The 22,291-nt window shown below is 49.3% G+C and carries 20 protein-coding genes; 6 read left to right on the forward strand and 14 right to left on the reverse strand.

Annotation, left to right across the window (positions count from 1 at the left end):
- Positions 1 to 11 precede the first annotated feature (11 nt).
- The 12 genes from AC2215_RS00360 to AC2215_RS00415 all read right to left on the reverse strand — a co-directional run bounded on the left by AC2215_RS00360 (position 12) and on the right by AC2215_RS00415 (position 16,105).
- Positions 12 to 566 (reverse strand): HEAT repeat domain-containing protein, encoded by a 555-nt coding sequence (locus AC2215_RS00360; protein WP_486807955.1) that lies wholly within the window; start codon positions 564 to 566, stop codon positions 12 to 14.
- Positions 563 to 5,569 carry an eCIS core domain-containing protein gene (locus tag AC2215_RS00365; RefSeq protein WP_486807956.1) on the reverse strand — a complete coding sequence of 1,669 codons (5,007 nt, stop codon included), beginning with the start codon at positions 5,567 to 5,569 and terminating at the stop codon, positions 563 to 565. The genes AC2215_RS00360 and AC2215_RS00365 overlap by 4 nt, the downstream gene beginning before the upstream one ends.
- 807 nt (positions 5,570 to 6,376) lie before the next feature.
- A complete protein-coding gene (locus AC2215_RS00370) occupies positions 6,377 to 7,633 on the reverse strand; it encodes a phage tail protein (RefSeq protein ID WP_486807957.1) in 1,257 nt (418 codons plus the stop codon).
- A gap of 205 nt (positions 7,634 to 7,838) precedes the next feature.
- Entirely contained in the window at positions 7,839 to 10,271 is a 2,433-nt protein-coding gene (locus AC2215_RS00375) for a putative baseplate assembly protein (protein ID WP_486807958.1), read from the reverse strand.
- Positions 10,271 to 10,693, reverse strand: coding sequence for a GPW/gp25 family protein (locus tag AC2215_RS00380; RefSeq protein ID WP_486807959.1), 423 nt, complete (start codon positions 10,691 to 10,693; stop codon positions 10,271 to 10,273). The genes AC2215_RS00375 and AC2215_RS00380 overlap by 1 nt, the downstream gene beginning before the upstream one ends.
- A gap of 65 nt (positions 10,694 to 10,758) precedes the next feature.
- Positions 10,759 to 11,193: a hypothetical protein gene (locus tag AC2215_RS00385; RefSeq protein WP_486807960.1), complete on the reverse strand. Its 435-nt coding sequence runs from the start codon at positions 11,191 to 11,193 to the stop codon at positions 10,759 to 10,761.
- A 51-nt stretch (positions 11,194 to 11,244) separates the two neighbouring features.
- Positions 11,245 to 11,451: a DUF6760 family protein gene (locus tag AC2215_RS00390; RefSeq protein WP_486807961.1), complete on the reverse strand. Its 207-nt coding sequence runs from the start codon at positions 11,449 to 11,451 to the stop codon at positions 11,245 to 11,247.
- The gene (locus AC2215_RS00395) at positions 11,382 to 11,762 is read right to left on the reverse strand and encodes a phage tail assembly protein (protein ID WP_486807962.1); all 381 of its coding nucleotides are present in this window, start codon (positions 11,760 to 11,762) and stop codon (positions 11,382 to 11,384) included. The genes AC2215_RS00390 and AC2215_RS00395 overlap by 70 nt, the downstream gene beginning before the upstream one ends.
- 553 nt (positions 11,763 to 12,315) lie before the next feature.
- Positions 12,316 to 12,684, reverse strand: a complete 369-nt coding sequence (locus AC2215_RS00400; protein ID WP_486807963.1) for a hypothetical protein — start codon at positions 12,682 to 12,684, stop codon at positions 12,316 to 12,318.
- A gap of 286 nt (positions 12,685 to 12,970) precedes the next feature.
- Complete coding sequence (locus AC2215_RS00405; protein WP_486807964.1) at positions 12,971 to 13,477, reverse strand: phage tail protein; 507 nt, start codon at positions 13,475 to 13,477, stop codon at positions 12,971 to 12,973.
- 185 nt (positions 13,478 to 13,662) lie between these two features.
- Positions 13,663 to 14,127, reverse strand: a complete 465-nt coding sequence (locus AC2215_RS00410; protein WP_486807965.1) for a phage tail protein — start codon at positions 14,125 to 14,127, stop codon at positions 13,663 to 13,665.
- A gap of 229 nt (positions 14,128 to 14,356) precedes the next feature.
- The gene (locus tag AC2215_RS00415) at positions 14,357 to 16,105 is read right to left on the reverse strand and encodes a phage tail sheath family protein (protein WP_486807966.1); all 1,749 of its coding nucleotides are present in this window, start codon (positions 16,103 to 16,105) and stop codon (positions 14,357 to 14,359) included.
- Positions 16,106 to 17,042: 937 nt separating this feature from the next.
- On the opposite strand from AC2215_RS00415, the gene AC2215_RS00420 reads away from it, so the two are divergent.
- Positions 17,043 to 18,290: a Pvc16 family protein gene (locus AC2215_RS00420; RefSeq protein ID WP_486807967.1), complete on the forward strand. Its 1,248-nt coding sequence runs from the start codon at positions 17,043 to 17,045 to the stop codon at positions 18,288 to 18,290.
- 180 nt (positions 18,291 to 18,470) lie between these two features.
- On the opposite strand, the gene AC2215_RS00425 is transcribed toward AC2215_RS00420, so the two are convergent.
- Positions 18,471 to 18,647, reverse strand: a complete 177-nt coding sequence (locus AC2215_RS00425) for a plasmid partition protein ParG (RefSeq protein ID WP_486807968.1) — start codon at positions 18,645 to 18,647, stop codon at positions 18,471 to 18,473.
- A 27-nt stretch (positions 18,648 to 18,674) separates the two neighbouring features.
- Positions 18,675 to 18,854: a ribbon-helix-helix domain-containing protein gene (locus AC2215_RS00430; protein ID WP_486807969.1), complete on the reverse strand. Its 180-nt coding sequence runs from the start codon at positions 18,852 to 18,854 to the stop codon at positions 18,675 to 18,677.
- A gap of 73 nt (positions 18,855 to 18,927) precedes the next feature.
- Between AC2215_RS00430 and AC2215_RS00435 the strand changes: the two genes are divergently transcribed.
- The 5 genes from AC2215_RS00435 to AC2215_RS00455 all read left to right on the forward strand — a co-directional run bounded on the left by AC2215_RS00435 (position 18,928) and on the right by AC2215_RS00455 (position 22,279).
- Entirely contained in the window at positions 18,928 to 19,053 is a 126-nt protein-coding gene (locus AC2215_RS00435) for a hypothetical protein (protein WP_486807970.1), read from the forward strand.
- Between the two features lie 97 nt (positions 19,054 to 19,150).
- A complete protein-coding gene (locus tag AC2215_RS00440) occupies positions 19,151 to 19,276 on the forward strand; it encodes a hypothetical protein (RefSeq protein WP_486807971.1) in 126 nt (41 codons plus the stop codon).
- Positions 19,277 to 19,460: 184 nt separating this feature from the next.
- Entirely contained in the window at positions 19,461 to 19,715 is a 255-nt protein-coding gene (locus tag AC2215_RS00445) for a UPF0175 family protein (protein ID WP_486807972.1), read from the forward strand.
- A complete protein-coding gene (locus AC2215_RS00450) occupies positions 19,708 to 20,193 on the forward strand; it encodes a PIN domain-containing protein (RefSeq protein WP_486807973.1) in 486 nt (161 codons plus the stop codon). The genes AC2215_RS00445 and AC2215_RS00450 overlap by 8 nt, the downstream gene beginning before the upstream one ends.
- Positions 20,194 to 20,320: 127 nt before the next feature.
- Positions 20,321 to 22,279, forward strand: a complete 1,959-nt coding sequence (locus AC2215_RS00455) for an ATP-binding protein (RefSeq protein WP_486807974.1) — start codon at positions 20,321 to 20,323, stop codon at positions 22,277 to 22,279.
- The last annotated feature ends 12 nt before the right edge of the window (positions 22,280 to 22,291 follow it).

Here is a 22,291-nt window from a genome sequence, read left to right on the forward strand (position 1 = left end):
GAGTCACTACATCACTTTTTAAGTCCTTCTAGCATGACTTCAGCATCTTTGCGAACTTCTACATCGAAATCCTTATCTTTGATCTCTGTCAGCACTCTTTTGAACTCTGACCAGCCCATATATCCAATCGCAGTTATTGCTGCACGACGAACAATCGGTTCAGAGCTATCCAATAACTCTTTAACTAGCCCAAAAAAGTTATCATCATAGTGTTGAGGTGCAACAATACCTGCACAGTATATGGCACACACTAGCACTCCCAAATCTTTGCTGGTTTTGATTGCTTCAAATATTTCTCGCTCAGAATAAGTCTGTAATGATTCTCTGATTTCTTCGACAGCAGTATCAAGATTTTCTCCACGAAGTACAAGATAGGATAAACCAATATAAAAATCTTCGATGTAGTGGATTAGTGTCTGCTCGTCCTCAGTTATCCAAATAACTTCATGGGGAGTGTTTTCATCAGCAGGTATAGTTTTCACTAGAGACCACTCATTGTCCCATGCAGCCGAGTCAATATGACCCTCGGCAACATTTTCCTGCAGGGCTATCCGTACAGTTTTCATCGTTTTTTCCTTCTACTTCTTCCCTTGTAAAACTCCACTACTTTATCCTCAATAAACTGTTTAGCGTGCTCTCTACTAGTAAATGCTCTAAGTCCCTCAGCCTTCATCTTCATTGTAAGCCAGCGTGTAGCAAGTTCAATTTCCCTTTTAGCCAGTTCTGCTGCTTCTGAACTTCGATTAATCTCTGGAGCCTCTTCACCTCTTTTCTCAGCTTCTTGTCTTGCTGTGTGCTCCTTTTCTAACTCAAGTGTAGCTGATTGTGCCTTCTCCATTGACATTGGATACGCCCCTCGCCCTCCTACACGGCTTCGATCTCCCTCATGTCCTGCAAAGGCTTCATTCCAAGTCATTGAGTCTTCCTGGTGCGCAATGAGTTCTAATGTCATAGGAGCAAAACCAATTACTCCTGGATTTCTAGAACCCTCTCTCCCAAACATGAGATACTTTATCCTGCTAAGCTTATGTTTGTATGGTTTTAAACTTTCTGCTAGTTCTTTTCCTCTCACGAAATCACGTAATCCAGATGCAATGTTCCCATCAGTCATGCCACTGCTTTCTTTAATCTCTTCCATTGTCTTCTGAGCTATGTCATGGTATTTCGAATCTCCCATTCGAACAATCCAGTTATATTGCGATCCAAATCCTTTCTGCTCTGAGACTTTTTTCTCGCCAACCTCTAGGTATCTCATCTTCCAAGGTTTAGCTGCTTCTCTACCTGAGGTACGCATATGTTCAATTGCAGCAGGTAAACCAAGCCCTTGAGGAATTGTTATGGGGTCTTCCTTCGTTCCTTTCTGAGATCTCATAGCCTGAGCCATCCGCTGGACATCTGGACGTTTACGAATTCTATCTGCCACCTCATGAACAAGGGTTCGGAGATCCTCTCCCTGAGGCATGTAAGTTTCTGCAACGTCTTCGCCTGGATTAATTTGTGCATAAACTCTTACATTACTTTTCCCTTCCCTCTCTAGGGATAGTTTGCTCAGCTTATGTCTTATGCGCCAAACGGCAAGCTGAGCCTTCAAGCGAAGACCTGAAACACTTTTACTTAATAAAGATTTAACCTTAGGTTTTAATATGGTAACAACTTTTTTTAAATGTTTCCTTTTGTCTTCTTTATCTTTATTTTTTTTCTTTGTGTCTTCTTTATTTTTATTCTTATTTCCTTTGCCTTGCTTTCCTTTTTTACCCTTAAACCGCTTCATCAAACTTTTCGCAAGACCCTTCAGCTTACCCGCCACTTTCCGGGCTGCCTTCGCAATTTTGACAATGATGAAATTAGTTATGAATTCTAGCAATACGATCGCTGCTGAAGCCAACAGTGCTCCAAATTGTGGACCAGCTGACCCAGTCTTAACTGCCTTCAAAAACGTCATGAAACGTCCAAAGGCTTGAATAATCTGACTGACAGTCCCCCAAGCTGCTTGTAATCCCTGGATAATTGCTAACACCGCCCCTGCCGCAGGCACAATTATTGAAACCAGGCGTTTTAGCAAGACTCCGATAATAATCGTCGGAAGGGCTTGCTTGACAGCAGTCCAAGCCATTTTGCCGATCTGCGCCATCGAGATACCGCCTTCGGTCAGAACCTTCCAAATCATGCTTCCTAAACCAAGAATGGTTTGAAGCTTTTGGTTAAACCAGGCTTGAACTTGCTCCTGAAAGGCACCCCACAGATGGTTCTGAATCCCATCCGAGACAGCACCACCCAGATTGCTCATCCACTGACCCGGATTTGCCGCGATATCTTTCGCCAACACTGCAAACGCGCCTAAAGACTGGGCAACCCCTTCCCCAAACTTGATGGCTCCCATGACAACGCCACCACAGACGCTGACCACGCCCAACATGCCCTTTTCCAGCAGACCCAAGCCCGCATCCAGAGCACTCCCTAAAACATCCAGGGTTTTCTGGAGACCCTGATTCAGCTTCTGTGCGAGCTTATTGACAGCATCTTCTGCTTGCTGAACTCGCTTCTCGATGGAGTTACGCCATTTATCCCGCAATCCCGGCCATTTTGCCAACAGAGTATCGCCCAGGGCAATCAAGGCATTTCCCACTCGACGGATTACCGCCACGATCGCCTTTCGACATTTTTCAATCGCGGCTTTTGCTAGCTTTTTAGCGGCTTCAATGGCTTTGCGCATAGCCGCACGAGCTGCTTCAAATGCTTTCTCGATCGCCTTTTTAATCCCATCGAAGAAGGCTCTTGCCTGACTAGCTACCGAGCTAAATAATCCACTAGACTGCTCCTCTCCTTTCTTTTTCTCAGCAGCCGCCTTAGCTTCACCTTTCTGACGCTCTGCTTGAGCGTTTGCTTCCCCTTGCTGAATTTCCTGAGTGGCTGCTGCTTCTCCCTCAGCCCGTTTGGTTTGAACATCTTTAAGTCCTTCGCCCACCACTTTGTCAGCGTCTTTGCGCGACTGGCTGACGAGAGTGTCTTGCTCTTTACCCCACTGACTTTGTAAGTTAGCAACCTCGCCCTGAGCTTTTGTCCGCTCTTGGGCTTGCTGTTCGGTGTTTTGCTCTTTGAGCTGTTCAATATCCTGACGAGCGGTTGCTTGCTCCTCTGTGACCTTGGCCGCATGTTCTTGTTTCTTCGCCGCTAAATCTCCCTGGGCTTTTGCCACCGCCGCCTGAATCTCACCACCTTTCTCTTGCTGGGCAAAGATAGAAGCCGCATCTCCTAGCCCGTCGCCTGCTGCCACTGCCGTTGTCGTAGCACCACCACCGCTGCCTGCTCCCCCACTGCCAGCACTTCCCCCCATTTTGGCTGTCAAAGTTTGCTGAGGCAGTGTTGATTGGATCTCTTCTACCCCTGTGGGTTGAGCCAGCTCCTGCTGACCTTTGGCTTTGGCTTCGGTCAAGCTAGTTTCCAATTCAGCCCGCTGTTCCTGAGCTTTTTTCGGGTCGGCGTTGCCTTCTAATGCCAGTTTGGGAGTTGAACCGGCAGAGATTCCATTAACTCCTGGATCGCTGGTGGGCAATTGCTTCAATGACGCCTTCATACTGCTCGCATCGGCATCTGACAGATTACCTTCCTCATTGCCCCGAACCACTGGAGATGGTGTGATTACTTTGGGCGGTGCTTTTTCTGGCGGTAGAGGTTCTGGCTCTGGAACCGGCTTGTCTTCACCCTCAGCTGTTTTGGTCAAGGGTTTAAGCGCTTCACCGCCTGCTGGGGCGGCTTTAGCCACAGCGGGTTTCTCTGAACCTGTCGGTGTATCTGCCTGAGGGGGATTTGCTGCGAGTTCGGCTTTTTGTTGACTAACATTGTTTGAAACAGCAGCAGTGACGCTCCCCAAGGCAGATTGCAATTGCGCAGGTGGTAAATTACTCACAGCTGCCAGGGCGGCTGAGGGTTCTGATTGAGAGACATCTGGAGTCTCCGTCGGAGTTACTTTATCGGCAATGGCTCCACCGCCCCCAGCACTAGTTCCACCAGCTACTGCTGCACCACCACGACTCCCAGATACACTGCCTGAAGTAGCTTGAGCTGTCGCCGATGCAGCAGCACTTTTCATATCTTCTTTCAACCGACCTCCCGCTGGCGGAGAGTCTGCTGCAGGTTGTTGCGCGGGTGCATTTTGTGGAGAAGAATTTGCCTTTCCAGCTACATTCTGAGCGGCTTCAGGTAAAGTTGCAGGGTTTACTACTCCATCTTGGGATTGCTCGGGTTTAGCTGAACCGTTTTTAGGTTTCAACGCAGAGGCACCAGTTTGAGTTTGAGCATCTGCGATGATTTGACCTTGAGTTTGCTGTGGCTTTGCCTGCTCGGCTTTTTGAGAATTTACGTCTTCTGTCTGAGCCGCTGTAGGAGCTTGAGATTTGAGCGCTTGTGTTTGCTGCGTTTGCTCATCTGAGACAGCTTCTGGGGTTGAAGTCTTTTCCGTTTCAAATTCTTGTGGACTTGCCGATTGCTTTAATGTCGTTTCACGGTTGAGCGTTTCGTCCTGCTTGGACTCTAACTGCTGTTCTGGTTTAGTCTGTTGACTCGTTCGATCTTTTCCTTGAGAGTCATTCTCAGATTCAACATTACGCAGACTATCGGCTCGTTTCGGGCGCAGACGTTGGAATGGCTGAATGTTATTGATGGAGTCTGTGTCTGCCTTGAGTCGTAGCTTGTTTGCCTTAGGCTGAACCTGCTTTCCCCCCGTCTGCTGAATCGTATGAGTTAACTCGTGAGCCGTCAGATCGTTCTTCCCCGGACTCTTCCCCTTCCCGTAATAAATATCTTTACCGTGGGTAAACGCCTGCGCCCCCAAGGATTTCGTCATCTGCACCGCCGCCGAGTCCGTATGCACCCGCACGCCGGAGAAGTCCGCCCCAAACCGCGACTCCATGAACGATCGCGTACCGTCGGCTAAGGGTCTGCCCCCACCCCCACTATCGCGCAGTTGACGCTCGATACTCGGACTCGCATCCTTATTCCCCTTCCGTTGTATCTGCCGGCGCTGCACCAGGGGCGTTACCTCCCCGGCAAGGGGCTTGGCTTGCACCGTCTCCCCGTCCATTTCTTCCTGGGGAACCGATGGATCGCCCATCGCCATCACCTGCGCTGCCATACTATCGGCTTCTTGCTCGTACTTATCTCCCGGTTTGCCGACACTCAGCTTGGCTTGTAGGGGAGTCTCATCCTCCGATACTGCCTCGCCCTCTTCCGTCATTGGCTGTACGGGAACCGACTCATCCGAGCCATCTTCCTCTTCTTCCCGTCGCTGCACAGTCGGTTCTGGCGATTCGGCTTCGCACTGGCTGCATTTAGCCTGAATTGTTTCTGGGGCCGTCTCTTCCGGTTCCTCGTCCTGGCGCTGAATTGGGGGGGGTGCGCCGTAGAAACTCAGTCCCGTATAGTTGCCCATATCGGCGAAAGTCGCCGGCTCTGTGTCTAACTGCACGTTCTCAGCCGGCTGACTGGGGAACGGGCGGGGTTCCATCTTGTTCCAAGTCCGCTGGACGGTTGTTTTCGAGGATCGGTAGGAAATCTTGCTGTGTTGGCTCATCGGCTGACTCGGTGAAACCGCCCAATTTTTACGATTGTTACAGATTCGATCGCCCTTTCCCAGAGATCGGCGATCGATCTTGATGAAACGTTGCAATCCTGACAAATTTGTCTGCGATGGAGCAACTGCTAAGGCTATTGAATTCTTTACGATCTGGGTTGAGTCGAGATGCAAAACTCAACCGAAAATTTGTTCGTAGATAATGTGCTTTAGCTACACAGAATGTATTATAAAGCATCAGACTGCCTAACCTAGGCCAACCGTATTCCTATGGAATGCGATCGACAGAGAATTGAAGCTCGGCAAAGTGAAAAACGCGATCGAATTTTGCCGATCGCACTTTTAGTTAATGGTAAAACTCAAGTAGTGGGTAGGGTGGGCAAAATCGAGATTTATCGGGTTCGCGGAAAATTGTCTTCAATTTGCCCACCGACGAAAGTTTCGAGCGATACAAAAATCTGGTGGGCAACGGTGGATTGGGGGTTGCCGTCAGCAAAGGGATTTATCGCCCCCGTTTCCCACCCTACTGATAGCTGAATGCTTACATTTTTAGTTACCGCATTTCGATCGCCAATTCGTATGTAGTGGGTAGGGTGGGCAAAATCAATATCGATCGTCTTCGCGCAAAGTTGTCTTCAGTTTGCCCACCGACGAGAGTCTCCAGGGATACAAAAATCTGGTGGGCAACGGTAGATTTTTAATAGTCACTTTAGAACAGATCGATCGCTACCATTTCCCACCCTACACCCCACACCCCACACCCCTCTCACCAGAAACTGTATTATCCCGAACTGACGTGAGATTCGGCTACCGCATTTCGATCGCCAATTCGTAAGTGGAAACAGCCGGTTTGTATTCTTGAATGATGTCGCGAATTGTGAATTCGTCGATGGGGAGGGGGGTTTCTGGGCGCAGTCGCACGCGAAAGTGATAGGCTTTCCCGCCGCCGAGTCGGGGGGCTTCCCCCAAACAAACTTTTCCCAAAACGAAGCCGGAATTGAGATCGGCATCGATGTGGATCGCATCTCCATCCAGGGGCAAACCCGTTGCCAAGTGCAAGTACAGTCGCAATCCTTCCCGCGTTCCCCGCAAGCGATGGAGTTTGATGGCATTGCGGATGAGTTGGCGTTGGGAAATCTCATCAATGCGAGAGTCGAGTTTCCAGCCCACCCAATGGGCGAGGAAGGGTAGCAAAGCTTCCGGGGAGGTGAGAGGATCGAGGTACGCCCAGAGAAAATCGCTGGTTTGCAATGCCGGATCGAAGCCTTCCTCCATGATTTTCAAGAAGCGATCGAAAAAATCCACTTGCCGGTACAGACTCGGCAGAAAATGGACGTAGCTGCTGCGGGGGCGAATTTCCAGTTGAAACGGACGATAGCCCACTAACGTACCACTTTGGCGATCGCCTTGATACACTTCTAGTATTGCCGGATATTTGCGCTCGGCGGTGGGGGTTTCGAGATGTAAAACATCGTCGGTTTCAAAAAAGTCATCGGGTAGCCTAAAGTACAATCCCAAATATTTCTGAGTATTGGCGGCAACTTCTAGCTCTTTTTCGATCTGAGGTTCCCGACTCCAGAAAAACCAGCTAAAGGAATCGCTAAATTGACTAAAAAAGTTAGATTGTCTTGTTAATTGTAACTGCAACAACAAAAAGGGATTATTAGCTGAAAAAGCTGTATCGATCGATACCACATCTAAACAGGCTTCTAGAATTAAATCTAAAAACGTTAACTGAATTGCGAGAATAAAAATCCAAAATTGTAGAGAAAGATGCTCGTACCAAAATCGCTTGGGAGACCGCCAATTATCATCGATCCACCCCTGAAACCAGGTTTTAGGCGAAGCACTTTCAAACTCTAAATATAAAGCTAAGTTTAACGGTCGATCGCTCGTATTTCTAATGCGAACTTGCAATTCGTTCGGTTCGCCGGGATACAGGGTTAAACAATGGCTTTTCCGGGCTTCTTTTGCCGTTCTCGCGAGAAGATCGCTTCGAGTTTCGGCAAGTTGTTCGGAACTGAGTTGGAGGTCTAAAGTGGGTCGAGTTTCTTCTCGAGTCATTTAAGTGCTTTTAGATTGAATGGCTCTCGGGTAAGCATTCAGCGATTAGCTGTCAGTCGTCAGTTGAAAACTCCGATCGAGCTTATAACTTGAATCTAGTCCTCGATCGAACTCCTGAAATTTTAGCTTGTTATAAGAGTCTCAAGCCGTTCGCAAAGCGACTCCTTTGGAGTATCGCCGATCGCTGAATGCTGAATGCTTACGGTTAAATATCGATCTGAACTTTCATCGAACCCGTTAAACTGTGCGGATCGAGCAGGATAAAGTTTAGTCCCGGACTATCATCAGTATTTTGCCAAGAACACACCATTTCACGAGCGTCTAAATGAATAATATCCTTGGCTTGCCATTCAGGATAGTCAAAGTTTTGGACGTCGGGTTCGAGCCGAAATAATTTAACGTTTTCGATATAAATCACTTCAGGAATGCGCTGGCAGCAAATGGCAATATCCGCCGCTCGAACAGCACGATCGAATTCCCATCCCTTCCCATCTAAGCCTCCAAAAATTGGATGCAGCAATCGATAGAGCGCCGTTTGAACGGCTTGCACTTTCTCTTCAAGCTCTCGCACTTCCCGGGTTTCGATACCTAAGGTTACTCGAGTGCCAATGCGGACGTATTTCGGTTCTGACACTTCCACCCGAGTGCCCAATAAAGTGCGATCGTTTAAGTATTTTTCTAATTTTTCTTTGTTTTTCAGATTCAAATCGCTGGCTTTCATCCCTTGCGATAAATCGATGCCGGGTTCGAGTTTGGGAATCCCGAGTACCGTCACCTGTCCGCGATTGACATCATCCACTTTCAGACAGCGAGTGCGCGCGAGGGGAACGCCTTCGACCTGTTTTATCAGGGTTTCAAAGTCTTCGGGAGTCACCGCCCGATCGCCCGTTCTCAACCATCCGGGAACCCTCATCACCGCCCGTTCTAAAGAGTCGGCTTCCGCTCCCCCTTCAGCTTTTTTATAGTTGGTGACGGCGTGGACGTAAGGCAGAGAAATCATTAATTTGTCCAGGGTTTTTTCCCGCACGTTTCCCTGCGGACCCCCACCCGTTCGATAGGACAGCATATAAATTTCCCAACCTTTGGGGGGGATTTTTCCATACTGCCTTTCTTCAAACTTGCCCACACCCTGGAGTTCCGAAGAGGGCATATTTCGCAACTGACCTTGACGGTTTTTCCACAGTTGTAATTGCGATTGAAATTCCTGTTGCTGTTGGTACCGTTGTTGGATTTTTTGAGGCAAACCTTTGGGTTCTCGAATCAGCGGCCCAAATTGGACGATGCCTCGATTGGAATCGATGGTGTAATGGGGGCTATCTTCATCCGATCTCGAAAAGTTTTTCACTTCCTGCCAGGTTTGTCTGGAATGCTCGAACATCGGCGAACGCACTTGAATGCACTCGCGCCGATATCGCGGTAGCACCGGCTTGTTGAGCAACTCGAAAGTCTGACCGGGTTTGCCGTTACTGACCCCCAAAAACTCTTCATCTTTAATCCAGGTACAATGGCTGGCGGGAACCGTCACCCCGATGGAACGCACGGAGACGCTCGAGATTTGCGGGGAGCGATCGTAATTGTAGGCATCCCCTTTGAGTCGCTTGTAAACGCAGCGCAGCCAATACCCGCTATAGTTCGTCCCAAAATCGGCTTCGGGTAAGTCGGAGGGTAAATGCAGGATAATATCGGCCCCTTGTTCGAGATTGGGACTGTCGGCGGATTTCTCGAAACTGAATCCTTTGGTGCGATCGTCGCTTTCCCGGCGTAAAATGTCCTCGACCCACTCTCGACCGTTCCACACTTCCCAGCATCGGGGGGGATTGTTGGGATCGATGCCGGTGGTGGCGGCTTCGCGACCTTTAAAGGTGATGGCGATGACATTCCCGGCGATCGCGTTTTCTTGACCTTCCAATCTACCCTCTTCTTTATCCTCCTCCACCTCGCGAAGATGGCCATCGAGGGGTTGAGGGGCCAAAACCAGATAGAAACAGTTTCCCGGTTGGGGGACTGGCGACTGCCTTTGGGGCCACTGTCTTTGAGACCACTGTCCTTGGGGTTGGGATGGGGATTGGATTTGATTTTTAAACACCTCACTCGAGAGTCCATCTTCGCGAAACCATTCTCCATCCTCTGGGTTTTGCCGCCATCCATCTTCCTCAAAGAGGTTGCCCAGGCGGTTGGCTGCGGGTTCGGTGTCCGCCTCGGCAGCGGTCAGCAATGTGGTAATTTGAGGCGTGCCGATGGCCCAATCGCTATCGGTACTGAAGGTAATCGGTTCCTCCACGTCCTGGCGTTGCGTTGCCACTTCCGTCCCCGCCTCGATGACAAGATTTTGCGATCGCGCCGCACTCAGGTAAAAGGTTAAATGGGTTTTCGCCGGCTGTGGTGGTTCCAGGCGAATGCCCAACAGTTCTAAAAACGCGACGTAGTTCCGACGCGGCACCTGGTTGAACCGCAGCAGCATTTGGTCTGTCAGCCACGCAAACAGTTCGATAATCGTGATGCCCGGATCGCTGGGGTTGTAGTTCGTCCACTCGGGACAGTAACGGGGAATCCGCAGCAGACACTCCTCAACTAAATCGTCAAACGTGCGATCGTCGAGGTTCGATTTGGGTAATTTCGGTAAAAAATCAAAATCCACTACTCTTTTCCTGGCTGCAAGTAAAAGGGATATACGAGGCTGCGAAGCTGATAGGAATCCTCACTATCTCGGGGTAGATAGAAAATTTCCAACTCCACCAAACCGCGCACGGGATCGGGTATCGCCCGCACATCTTTGACGATGATACGCGGTTCCCACATTTCTAGGGCTTCTTCCACGCACAACCGCAGTTGGAGGAGGGTATCGCGATTCATCGGTTCGAACACCAGTTCCGACAGCCGCGATCCGAACTCCGGTCGGTACACTCGTTCTCCCAAGTTCGTTCCCAAAATCAGGACGATCGATTCTTCGAGATTGGCGATCGCCCAACTCAGCTGTAGTTCTCCCTGAAGGTTAATATCCAGGGGAAAAGCCACCCCCGCACCAATGTAGTCGGCATTCAGATTATCTCGATCGGGCATAATTCGATATCTCAACGGGGAAGGTTTTGGGAGGATTTATCATCGGCATTTTTATCGACTTAAACTTAGACGTTTTGAGCTTCTCCATCCTCCGTCTCTTTTGTTTGTATTTCTTCTTGTTCTTTCTTCATCACCTCATCTTCAGCTTCTTTTTTCTGCACGGTTTCCTCTTCGGATGTGGCAGCGAGTTCTTCTTTCTTCATCACCTCATCTTCGGCTTCTTGTGTCTGTAGGGTTTCTGCTTCGGATGTGACGGCGAGTTCCTCCTGCTGCATTTTCTCGGCTTCTTGCATTTGCAGGGCAGCCATTTCCTGCTTATCTTGCGGTTTCATTTGCCCTTGAGGCATTGCTGCGAGATTCTCACCCATCAGGGGGTTGCCTTGGGCCCCGTTTGATTGAGAGTGGGGGGGAAACGGACGCTGCCCGAATTTCGGCCAAGTCCGTCGGCGTTTGCCAGCGTGGGCGAGATTTGATGTTTTGGAAAGAGGGCGATGTTTCATGGGTCTAAGTTGAAAAATAAGTGAAAAACTGAGTTGACAAATAAGAGGGTTTTATCTGGAAGGATCTTGTTTGAGTTTCTCAATTTCTTGGACCCAGTTGCTGCGATTTCGATGTTCGAGATTGAGAATTTCTTCTAAAGACCAATGAAAGTGAAAGGCAATGCAGGCTACCTCCTCGCGCAGTTGCATCAAGGGGTAGCCGACGACTCCCCCGATCGCGCTAAATCCACCGGAAACTCGCAACGACATTGGGGGCATTGGGTCAAGATATGGGGGTTTCCTTGCTGGTTGACGCGATTGTAAAATTCTTGTAGGTAAGCTAAATCTAAAGTAAATAAATTTTCTAACATTTCCGGTCCGATGTCCGAAACTTTCCCCAAACGCACGATCGTCCGGGAGAGGCGCAGGAGTACGCCGTAGGCGGGATTTTCTCGAACCCGTAAATCTCGCGCGACGGCAATTTCATCTTTGGCCGTCGCCAGACGCATCAGACCTCGACGATGAACTTCTCGATTCTCGTCAATTAACCCTTTTGGTAACAGAAACTCAAACTCTATATTCGGTATCATAAAAAAATTAAATAAAATTCATAAGATTGTGTTTTAGATAGAATAAGACGAAATGTACTCTTCTGTTAATTCCTACCAATAAACGAAATTCAAAAAATCGCACTCACCCATTTTTTTTTCGATTTATTTTTTTACGATTGAGACTCCATACAAGTTAAATTTAACTTATAAATTAACTGTAATGAAACCCTAAATAAAATTTAGACTACCTCAAGAGAATTAAAAACGATATAAATAGAAAACGAAATAAAGTTTGATGCCGAATTAATCTATTTCTAACTTTTATATCGACGATTTTTTTGCTTTCTTATTAACGTCGGTTCTGGATAAGTTAAAAACCTCATTCTTTCGTTAGCTGAAAAGCTAATTCTCTCGTGGCATTACCCTTAAAAGTGGTCTGAACCCAAACTCACGTTCTTATTAAAATTCTAATAACGCGGTGTGCAACTTTAAGCGATTGAAAGGATGGTGAGCGAGTCGAAAAATCTCCCTTTTCCCCTTCCCCCTTCTCCCCGTATTGTCAGGTTTTGGATCGTATAAGTTGCACATGGCGTTAATAGGTAATAGATGAAGAATTAACATCTTCGGTTAAATCGAAAAATTTGCGATCGCGCTCTTTCATATCTTTTTCTTCCTCTAAATCGTTAATTCTCCGGTAAAACTTTTGTAAGTAGTTCAAATCCCCCGCATAGAAATTCTCCACGATTCCCGGCGTAATTTCTTCTAGCGCTCCCAAACGAACGATCGTTCGCGATAAAATAATCACGGTCGAATAAGCCGGATTCGATTTCACACGGGGGTCGCGCATGGGTAAAATTTCATCGATCGCTCTAGCCAATCGCATGATACCTTTTCGATGTAAATTGCCATCTCCATCGAGATATCCCTTAGGCAAGCTAAATTCAAATTCCGTCTGAAACATAAACGCTAGCGACTTCCTAATCTTCGATTTCTTTCTCTTCTATTAACTGACAGATTCCTCCCCGAGATGCAGCGCGACAGACATCAATAACATTAAGTTCGCTTAAATACTTTTCATTAAAATTCGCCTGAATTCAGGTACCCGCGATTATTATTGTCAGCAATTATTCGAACTCAATCTAGCGTCTAGTCTGCACTTTTCATTTTGCGAAAAGTGAGCGGTGTCTGTTTGAGTCCCGTTCAACTTTTCAAGACGCATTTTTAATTTTTAATTCTACATCGCAGCCCTAGATTTCGGCGCGTGTAAATGCTTCTACAGCAATTTCCAACTCCTCAATCTCGATCTCGTTACTTCCAGCCCCTAAATCAGCAGCTTTGTAACTCACCGGCCAAGCACGGAAAAACTCAAATCGCACCTGTGCGGTGCCTTTTTGGTCGTAAATGGTAATCGCCCCATCTCGGCGCTGCTGACCCCAGTTCCCCGTTTGTACTGCCTCGAACCACTTCCACATCGTCTGAGAGTTTGTCATTCCCCGACGCAAGATAATATTGTCATTCTTCAGGTTGCCGGGAATTTTGGTCCGGACGACTCGACCGGCTTTCGCGGACTGGCTACCCCATTTTTGGGGCGTGACTTCGCAAATTTCGATCGCCTCTTGGGTCGTATTCAACCCCTGGCAATCGAGAAACGTCGCATCAACATTGTCGTCGCTGCCTTCGAGTTTGAGTTCGACATAGAAGCGAGATGCCGTTAAGCGTTCGGTAAAGGCTGGAGATGGATTGGATGGAGGCATAGTTTGAATTGGGGACTGGGTGGATGCCAGCGGGGGCTTCGGGGGCTTCGGGGGCTTCGGAGGCTTTGGGAGCGAAGGCGGCTTCGGGGGCAACGAGCGCTAAATTCTCCCGTTTCTCCGATTTCTCCCGCTTCTCCGATTTCCCGCGCCACCGCGTCCCCCCATCCCCTCATCCCCCATCTTAACTACTGCACGCGCTCGATCCCTTCGTGAACGATTTCCAGGGTTTCGTTAGCCATATTGTTGTCTCCAGCCGTAAACTGGGGGCCTTCGTACTTGCAGGGATAGGCATTTTTAATTTCCCAACGCGCTTTCATATCCCCCGCTTGGTCGTAGGCGCTCACCGATGCTGCTCTGCGGTTGCTCGCCCAATCGGAAGACCCGCCATCGTTGGTATTGCAATCTTTGTACCATTTGTACAAATCCAGATCCGTCGTCGCCACCAATTTCACGGTGACGTTGCTAAATTTTTCGTTGGTGGGGGTGGCTTGGCGGGTTTTCACGCCGCCTTTTCCCGAGCCTAAGACTCCACCATCGCCTGCCACGGGAGATTCCACTGAAAGACCCGCAACTTCGAGAATTTGTTTTTCTGAAACTTGGTCGGCTTCAAAGTAAAACCGACACGCGGTAAGCAATTCGCCTTCTGCCACGATTAAACTCCTAATGTGAAATGTTTAAGTGAAAGGGTCGACTGACACTCCCCCTTCTAGTACTCTGGCAATTTAGTTTTGAGGGATAACTTCCCCCCCCTCTCCCCATCAAAACCGATCCCTCATTTCAATGTTGACAGAGTGTTCGGGGGGAGGCTTGAAACCCAAAATATTGGGTCAACGGAATGCCCCCATCGAAGCACTACCCACCGATCGAACGGTGATGCTGCTACTGATTGGGACTCCACTGACTAATGCGGAACACCACAAACTCCGCAGGTCGCACCGGCGAAACGCCGACATCGATATATAACCGACCGAGCATCATGGTTTCGGGGGTATTGAGCTCGCCGTCGCACTTAACGTAAAAGGCTTCTTCAGGAGTGCGACCGAACAGCGCCCCTTCCCGCCACAGCCGTTCGAGGAAGTTCTTCACCGTGCGGGTTACTCGCGCCCACAAATCCTCGTCGTTCGGCTCGAAGACCGCCCATTGCGTTCCCAGCTCGATCGACTTTTCAATATAGCTCATCAGGCGGCGAACGCTGATATAGCGCCATTGGACGTTATCGGGTTCCACCAGAGTGCGCGCGCCCCACACCCGAATGCCGCGATCGGGCATTTTGCGAATGCAGTTGACTCCCATCGGGTTGAGCAGTTCCTGTTCCCGGAAGTTGACATCGTAGGCGAGTTTGGTAACCCCTCTGGGGGTAATGTTGGCGGGGGCCTTATAGACGCCGCGCGATTCGTCGGTTTGGCACCAAATTCCCATCATGTGACCGCAGGGGGGGACGGCGAGGGGTTTGCCGTTATCGCGGGGGTTGGGAACGTTAATCCAAGGATAGTACAGGGCAGCAAATTGGGAGCGGCGACCCCATTCATCCATCCAGTTTTTCACGTCTTGGGGTTTTTGGCGATCGGGGGTAATAATCTGCCGCGCATCTCGGCGAATTTTCACCGGCGGCATATCCAACACCGCCATGCGATAAGCCGGACTGGGGGCGGAATTTTCGCAGTTGGTAACCATCACCTCCAGGATGCCGTGAACTTGGTCGAGATCGAGCAATCCTTTCTGGTAAGCCAGCATCAAGTCCGGGCAGGCAATCATCGAAACTTCGTCGATTTCAAATAAGCCCTGAACCCCAGTTCGATCTTGACGCACGCCATACATTTTTTGGTGTAGTTTGTCGGCGCTGTAGCTTTCGGGGGGTGGGCTGACTTCGTAGATGCCATTAGCCGGTCGTCGCGCCAGGGCCAATCCCGATGCGGGCTTCTCAGGTAGAGATATCTCTAAAAAGGGGCAGTCTGCTAAAGCATCAATAGCGTAAGTGCCGCTACTTTCGGCGACCGCGCGATCCATCGATAGGTGGCGGTAGATGGCTTCTTTTTCGTCGGATTCTCCGTCAGGCGTATAGGTTAAGGTGTCGTCCCCCTGTTGGAGGATGACTTTGAAGAATTCTCCGGTATCAAAGGGTTGGTCTTCTTCGTCGTCGCTGTCGCCCGGTCGCGGGGTATCGGGTGCGATGAGGACTTTCACCCGTCCGATGTCTCGATCGTCTTCTGTTTCCTTGATTTGAAAATTTAAGGTGGGTTTCTTGCCAGCGGTACCGACCGTTGTCAGAAGGCTTTTATCCGTCGCGGATGCTGAATTCTCTTGGGCTTCACCTTCGGGTTTGGGGAGTTGCGTGCCGATGCTGACTACCCAACAGCGCCCGCCACCGTTGTCGAACCAACCGCGGACGGCAAAGGGAAGATAAGCGCCAAAGTCGGTAAATCCATCGGACCCCGCTTTGGCAAAGTATTCTAAATATTCCGTCCAACTGGTCACCAGCATCGGGGTAAACAGTTCCGCATCTCCCCGAACATCTTCGGTGAATCCCACAAATCCACCCACGCTCATACTAATGCCTTGAATGGGGCGACTGCCCCGATCGACTTCTTCGACATAGACTCCAGGGGCAAAATAGTCTAACCGAGCCATAAACTAATCTCCTAACGATACTTGAGAAAAAATTGTGCGTGTCGATTCGATAAAATTTTAGGTAATCTTTTGGGGATTGAAAGTTTAAACGATCGCTTGCATTTGACGACGATTTATCTCTACTTTATATTCAGAACCCAATCGCTCGGGCGCTCGCCTTTTAGAAATTTTACAGCGATTTACTCCCACGATCGACCCCATATCTCAATTAGTAGAGTGGGCCGTTCGAGTACTTGCATAAAAGTGCAACCTCTCCTCAAAAAATGACTTACCCACCCCTGCGGGTGTCTACTTTTCGCCAAAGCGTTCTCAATGATGGCTTCGCTTAAAGTACGACCTTTTCAGCGGGACCTAGCCATTGAGAATGTCTAACTTCGCCAAGATTACCATGCAGCGAAGGTCCTGAGACCCCCATCAAAAATTTATTTTCACGGGAAACTTGCTATGCTCGGGTTGAACGGTTTTCTACGTTCGATCGGCAAATGCTGGCCCTTGGAAGTCTTTTGGAAGATCGATTTCAGTTTTGCTGAAACGAGATTTTCTCCCCGACCGATCGTCACTTGCCAATTTTACTCGATCGACTTAAAGTTTGAATATTCTCGAAGCTAGATTAAATTTTGTTAACTCACGAAAATTTGTATTCATGAGAAACTGAAGGATACCCGAACTTAGAAGCTAGGGGAAATATAGCGTAAAACTTCCCAAATAGCAAGAATCGATCGATAAAAATAAAAAATATCTCTCCATGAACGATCGCCGTTTCCCAGACTTTTGAATTCATCTGAAATCTTCACCGATCGAGTCTTTTTCTTGAGAGGGTATTTTCGCCGATTGAGATGTAAGCTTTCAGGACGGATTGTTAGGGTCAAGAGTATCGGAAATCTAACTTAGAAATATCACTTAAAATCTATTAATGCTTCGCCTCGTGCGTTAACCCATGAGTAATTATCTCGCCATCGCCACCGTCACTGCTGCCATCCAACGAATGTTGCAAAATGCGATCGCCATCGACATACCCGGGGCTAATGTCACCACCATGCGACCTGACAACCCCAGCGGTGGGGGAATGCCCCAAGCCGGTATCAACCTTTACCTGTACCAAATTACCCCCAATCCGGCATGGCGCAACATAGACTTGCGAACCCGCCGTCCCAAAGGGGATCTGATCAAACAAAAACTCCTGGGGTGGGATTTGTACTACATCCTGAGCTTTTACGGCAACGAACGGGAACTCGAACCCCAAAGATTACTGGGCACGGCGGTTCGGACTTTTGTGGATTCCCCCACCCTCACGCCAGAGATTCTGTACGATGCCACGAATGGCACCGGTTATTCCTTCCTTGCCAACTCAGATCTCATCGACCAAAGCGTCGCGGTCAAACTCATCCCCAGCGCTATCACCACCGAGGATCTATCCCGCATTTGGTCGGTGTTTTTCCAGATTCCCTATACCCTCTCCCTGGCCTACCAAGCCACTGCGGTTCTGATTGAAGGAGACAAACCGGCACGGCGGGAACTGCCCATTGCCGGACCCCAAATCTCCGTCACCACCGTCCGTCCTCAAATCGAGGAACTCGCCAAACAAACTGGCGATCGATCCCCGGTCACCCTCGGCCCGCGATCGAGTTATCTGGATTTAAGCGAGACCCTGATTCTGCGCGGCAAGCAGTTGCAAGGGGAAAATACCCGCGTCCAAATCGGGGAAGCGCAGTTAACGCCGCAAACTGTCAAGGATACGGAAATTGTCCTATCCTTGGCGGATCTACCCCTGGCTCAAACCCAGCAACTGCGTGCTGGAGTGCAGGGAGTGAAAGTGACGCGGGATCGGACTTTTTCCAATACCATTCCCATTGGCGTGCGTCCTACGGTGACAGTGGATGCGATCGAAACCATTACCGAACTTGAAGAAGACGAAGACGAACGCTACGAAGGCCAAGTCACCGTTCCCGTGGATGTGATGGTGGGGGGACGGCAGCGCGTGTATCTATTTCTCAACAGCACCACCACTGCGACGGGCTATATTTTCCAAAAACCCAGAGATGATACCGATTCGAGGGCGATCGTTTTTCCCATTCGCGACGTGGAACCGGGGGAATATCTGGTGCGGGTGCAAATCGACGATGCGGAAAGCCCCCTGAAAATGGAAGGCGATCGTTTTGCCTATCCCATTTTGAGACTGCCGTAGCCACCGGAGAGTTGTAGGCTGGGAAATGGTGGCGATCGATCCCTCTCTTAATGGTAATCTCCAATCCACTATTGCCCACCAGAGTTTAGTATCGCTCGAGACTCTCGTCGGTGGGCAAATTGAATCGGATTTTCCGCGACAAAAACTAATATTATTTTGCCCACCCTACAAATCTGATAGTTATTCTTCCGTCTTTTCCTCAGAAGTTTGTTGAGGCATTGGATAAGTTTCTGTCTTTTGCAACCATTCGCTAATGAGTTCGGCAACCACTTCACCCATTTGCCGATCTTGCGCAGCACAAGCCGTTTTGAAGCGGCGCTTCAAATCATCGTCCATTTTGACGTGCAGGAATGCCATGGCTCTATATTCTCATCGAAGGCGGCGTTAATTGCGATCGGATTCCTGGCGGGTTTCTTCTTCTAATCTCTGCTCGTCTACCGCCTTTTGCAGCAGAGTCACAATCAAATTCGAGAGCGATCGATTTTCTTGGGTTGCCATCTCCTGTAGGGTTTCTCGCAAATCCGGTGGCATATAAACCATGGTTTTGATGAGGTTGGTTGGCATTTTTGCCTTTGCAATCTAATGAAACGTCACTTCACAACACTACACGATCGTATCAAGTTAAAACATAACCACAGTGTTAACACAGTGGTACTATAAAATCATTCAAAACCAAACCCCTACTGCTTCAGACAGCAATCTAGACACGGCAGGGGTTTGGACTCCCAATATTCAGGAGGAATTCTACGATACCAACACCTAAGTCCGTCCCGGAACTGCTGCGGGAAGAAGATAATCCCGAAACCCCCCATCCAAACCGAAAACCCATCCGTCTCCTCGTCTGCGGCGTTCCGGCTGGCGTGGAAAGTCTCGTGCGCCACTTGCACGTTTTAGGGTTTGCTGAGATTGGCGAATGGAGTCCGCCTCTGCCTTCCCCCGTCAGCGGTGAGGTGATGCGGATTTTGACGCGATATTATCGAGATTGAGCCAAGATTGAATGTATCGGGCGATCGCTTTTTTATCCAAGGGCGATCGCCTTTTGAAAGAGGATGTATATTCGATAGACCAAGGTGCTGTTGTACTAGATGTAGTTGTATTAGCTTTAAAAACTTTCTTAATATTATTTCGATGGGGAAACGCTATATTGACATTAAAGTCGCTTGAGGATGAATGATGCATCAAGTAACCCTCTCTATCCCAGAAGAAACCCTACAGGCTTTAAAGTTAACCCCCGAACAACTTGCCCGAGAATTATGTTTGACGGCAGCGATGAAACTTTATGAACTCGGGAAACTTTCCTCTGGTGCGGCCGCTCAACTTGCAGGTATCGATCGGGCGATTTTCTTATCTAAATTGAGTGAATACAATATCGATACTTTTCGGTTAACAGAAGCAGAATTAATTGAGGATTTGGCGAATGCCTAATGTCATTGCCGATACCTCACCCCTACAATATCTCTACCAAATAGATTTACTGGATTTACTTCCTCAACTCTACGGTTCGATTATTATCCCTCAAGCTGTGGCAAACGAATTAGCCGCGGGAGTAGCCTTACAAGTGTCCCTACCCGATCTGACTTCTTTATCTTGGCTACAGGTCAGAATCACAAATGTCAATTCAGCCCTAGAGGCGATTAAGGGATTAGGCGCGGGAGAAAAAGAGGCATTTTCATTAGCTTTGGAAATCGAAGATTCTCTGGTTATTGTAGATGATGGGTTGGCGCGATATTATGCCAATAAAATCAATCTGAAATGTACGGAGACATTAGGAATTTTACTTAAAGCCAAACAGTTAGCTCAGTTAATTGCTGTTGCTCCAATTTTAGATCGATTAGACGAACGAGGATTTCGTCTCGATCGTGCTACGAAAATGGCTGTTTTAAAATTGGCCGGAGAACATTAGAGATCTGAGAGGGTTTGTCAATATCATCTTTGTCGTGACTCAGCTGGGTGTCGGGTAAGTCAAATCGATCTCTGGTAATTTGAAGAGAAATCACCTCCGAGTCTGCTCACTCTACTCGGAATTCCCGATGAACCAGCCCACTCACTTTCAGTATCTCACCATCGCCCTCACCGATATCCATCAGGCGATCGAACGACAGATTGCCGCAATCGAGGGAAAACCGCCAACGCCCCCCGTCGATGTTCGGGATGCGCTGGAAAATGCCCGATCGCAGATGTCGGAAACGCCTGCCCTGGAGCAATTTTGTACCGCCTTAAACTTAACCCCCTTCGCGCGGCAATTGCTTCTGCTGTGCGTCGGCATGGAACTGATACCGGACTTTCCCAATCTCTGCGCGATCGCCCAAAATAATCCCCAACGCGCGTACCCCACCTTCGGATTGGCGTTAACCCTATTTCCCGAACTCCCCGGCGGCTGGCACGCCATCAATCCCGCCAGTCCCCTGCGCCACCGCCACGCTATAGAACTCGATCCGGGAATGGCAATCGCCCTGAGTCCCTTACGCATCGATGAATGGGTACTGCACTACCTCCTAGGAGAACCCTACCTCGATCGCCAGTTGTTGGGATTGGTGAAACCTTGCCCGGAACACAGCAAGGCGGCACTACCGACATCCCACCAAACGATCGCCGATCGCATTTCCCAAACCTGGCAGCAAAACCCATCTTCCCCCGTCATTCAACTATGCGGCAATGAAGTTGCCATCAAACAGCAAATCGCCGCTACTGCTTGCCAGGAACTGGGATGGGATTTATACGTGATGTCCCCCCAATTTCTTCCCGTTGCCCCCGACGACTTAGAGCAAGTGGTGCAGCGTTGGGAACGAGAAGCCCTGTTATGCGATCGGGTCTTATTCCTCGATGGCGACAGCCTCAGCCACCCGGAACCCGCCCTGCACAAAGCGATCGCCTATCTCATCGAACACCTGAACGCCCCTCTCATCGTGGCAAATCAGGAGCGCTGGCAAGTCCGACACCTCATTACCCTCGATGTCCCCGCCCTCACCGCCACCGAACAGCGAGAGATTTGGACTCAAATTTTGGGCAATCGCACCAGCCAACTCAACGGGACGATCGATATTTTAGTCAGTCAGTTCGACTTGAGCCGATCGGCGATTGAATCCGCCTGTGCTGGGGCGCTTTCTCAAAATGATGAAAATCTCAACAATGCTCTTTGGGATAGCTGCCGCGCCCAATCCCGCCCGCGTTTGCAAGATTTAGCTCAGTATATCCCCCCCCGCGCCACTTGGGAGGATTTGATATTACCCGAACCGCACAAACAAGTCCTGCGTCAAATTGCCAGCCACGTCAAACAGCGCACCACCGTCTACGAAACTTGGGGATTTGCCAAAAAAGGCGCGCGGGGATTGGGGATTAGCGCCCTATTTGCCGGGTTGAGCGGGACGGGCAAAACCATGGCGGCAGAGGTGTTGGCGAGGGAGTTGCGATTGGACTTGTACCGCATCGATGTGAGTGCGGTGGTGAGCAAGTATATCGGGGAAACGGAGAAGAACCTGCGCCAAGTGTTCGATGGGGCGGAATCAAGCGGGGCGATTTTGCTCTTCGACGAGGCGGATGCCATCTTCGGCAAGCGATCGGATGTTAAAGACAGTCACGATCGCCACGCGAATATTGAAGTGAGTTACCTGTTGCAGCGCATGGAAACCTATCGCGGACTCGCCATCCTCACCACCAATCTTCCCGATGCCCTCGATCGGGCATTTTTGCGCCGGATTCGATTTATCGTCGAGTTTCCCTTCCCCGATGCCAACCAACGGGCCCAAATTTGGCAGCGCGTGTTTCCCGATGCAATGCCATTAGCACTCGATCGCACCCAAGATTTCAAAAAGCTTGCCCGTTTGAACGTTGCCGGGGGAAATATTCGCAGCATCGCCATGAATGCGGCATTTTTAGCAGCTCAAGAGAACCAAAACTTAACCATGGCACACCTGTTGCAAGCCACCCAAGGAGAGTATTTGAAGTTGAAGAAACAACTGACAGAAACCGAAGTCAAGGGATGGAGTTAGAAAGGGTCGTCA

This window comes from Zarconia sp. (genome assembly GCF_057467645.1).

Excerpts from the sequence above, each read along its gene's own strand:
- AC2215_RS00360 (WP_486807955.1), bottom strand. The coding sequence starts at position 566 with ATGAAAACTGTACGGATAGCCCTGCAGGAAAATGTTGCCGAGGGTCAT.
- AC2215_RS00365 (WP_486807956.1), bottom strand. The coding sequence starts at position 5,569 with ATGAGCCAACACAGCAAGATTTCCTACCGATCCTCGAAAACAACCGTC.
- AC2215_RS00370 (WP_486807957.1), bottom strand. The coding sequence starts at position 7,633 with ATGACTCGAGAAGAAACTCGACCCACTTTAGACCTCCAACTCAGTTCC.
- AC2215_RS00380 (WP_486807959.1), bottom strand. The coding sequence starts at position 10,693 with ATGCCCGATCGAGATAATCTGAATGCCGACTACATTGGTGCGGGGGTG.
- AC2215_RS00385 (WP_486807960.1), bottom strand. The coding sequence starts at position 11,193 with ATGAAACATCGCCCTCTTTCCAAAACATCAAATCTCGCCCACGCTGGC.
- AC2215_RS00390 (WP_486807961.1), bottom strand. The coding sequence starts at position 11,451 with ATGCCCCCAATGTCGTTGCGAGTTTCCGGTGGATTTAGCGCGATCGGG.
- AC2215_RS00395 (WP_486807962.1), bottom strand. The coding sequence starts at position 11,762 with ATGATACCGAATATAGAGTTTGAGTTTCTGTTACCAAAAGGGTTAATT.
- AC2215_RS00400 (WP_486807963.1), bottom strand. The coding sequence starts at position 12,684 with ATGTTTCAGACGGAATTTGAATTTAGCTTGCCTAAGGGATATCTCGAT.
- AC2215_RS00405 (WP_486807964.1), bottom strand. The coding sequence starts at position 13,477 with ATGCCTCCATCCAATCCATCTCCAGCCTTTACCGAACGCTTAACGGCA.
- AC2215_RS00415 (WP_486807966.1), bottom strand. The coding sequence starts at position 16,105 with ATGGCTCGGTTAGACTATTTTGCCCCTGGAGTCTATGTCGAAGAAGTC.
- AC2215_RS00420 (WP_486807967.1), top strand. The coding sequence starts at position 17,043 with ATGAGTAATTATCTCGCCATCGCCACCGTCACTGCTGCCATCCAACGA.
- AC2215_RS00425 (WP_486807968.1), bottom strand. The coding sequence starts at position 18,647 with ATGGCATTCCTGCACGTCAAAATGGACGATGATTTGAAGCGCCGCTTC.
- AC2215_RS00430 (WP_486807969.1), bottom strand. The coding sequence starts at position 18,854 with ATGCCAACCAACCTCATCAAAACCATGGTTTATATGCCACCGGATTTG.
- AC2215_RS00445 (WP_486807972.1), top strand. The coding sequence starts at position 19,461 with ATGATGCATCAAGTAACCCTCTCTATCCCAGAAGAAACCCTACAGGCT.
- AC2215_RS00450 (WP_486807973.1), top strand. The coding sequence starts at position 19,708 with ATGCCTAATGTCATTGCCGATACCTCACCCCTACAATATCTCTACCAA.
- AC2215_RS00455 (WP_486807974.1), top strand. The coding sequence starts at position 20,321 with ATGAACCAGCCCACTCACTTTCAGTATCTCACCATCGCCCTCACCGAT.